1 pseudogene is annotated in these 631 nt (G+C 60.1%); it reads left to right on the forward strand.

The window, feature by feature from the left end:
* Positions 1-72: 72 nt before the first annotated feature.
* Positions 73-555: pseudogene (locus XpopCFBP1817_RS21055) on the forward strand (TonB-dependent receptor); the annotation flags it as partial.
* Between the last annotated feature and the right edge of the window lie 76 nt (positions 556-631).

Below are 631 nucleotides of genomic sequence, written 5' to 3' on the forward strand. Positions count from 1 at the left end.
CCATGCGCGCACTTGTTTCTACACGATCCGGGTGCAACCAGCTGATCTATCTCGGGAAAACGTGGGGAAACCTCAGATCCGGACCCGCTGGTGGTTGCGCCCACCGTCTATGCCAACGTCGGCGACGTGCAGACCGATGTGGCAGAAGTAGCCGGCATGTGGAAGCCTGCACCGCGCTGGCGGATCGGTGTATCGCTGACCTGGAACACATGCGAATTCCAGGACAACGACTTGGGCCCGGTCAGCGGCAACCTGGTGCAGGTGGAAGGCAACGAAGTACCGGATGCGCCCAAGGTGATGTTCAGCGTCAACGGCGGCTGGGAAGGCGATTCTTTCTTCGCCAACCTCGACACCAAGTACACCGGCAAGCGCGACGGCGACACGCTCAATACCGACCAGGTGGATGCCACCTTCATCCTCAACGGCAGCGTTGGCTATCAAGGCGAGGATGCGGGGTTTCTCGCTGGTGGCCGGCTGCAGTTGTCGGTCTACAACCTGTTCGACGACGACGATGCGATCGGTGCGGTGTTCCCGAACGAAAGCTCCGGCTCGTAGGAGCCTCTAAAAACCCCAGCAATCTGCCATCATTGACTTGACGCCCTGCCAGCGGAGAACGACAGACATGATCAGC

Origin of the sequence: Xanthomonas populi, from assembly GCF_002940065.1 — a bacterium.
Lineage (GTDB): Bacteria > Pseudomonadota > Gammaproteobacteria > Xanthomonadales > Xanthomonadaceae > Xanthomonas > Xanthomonas populi.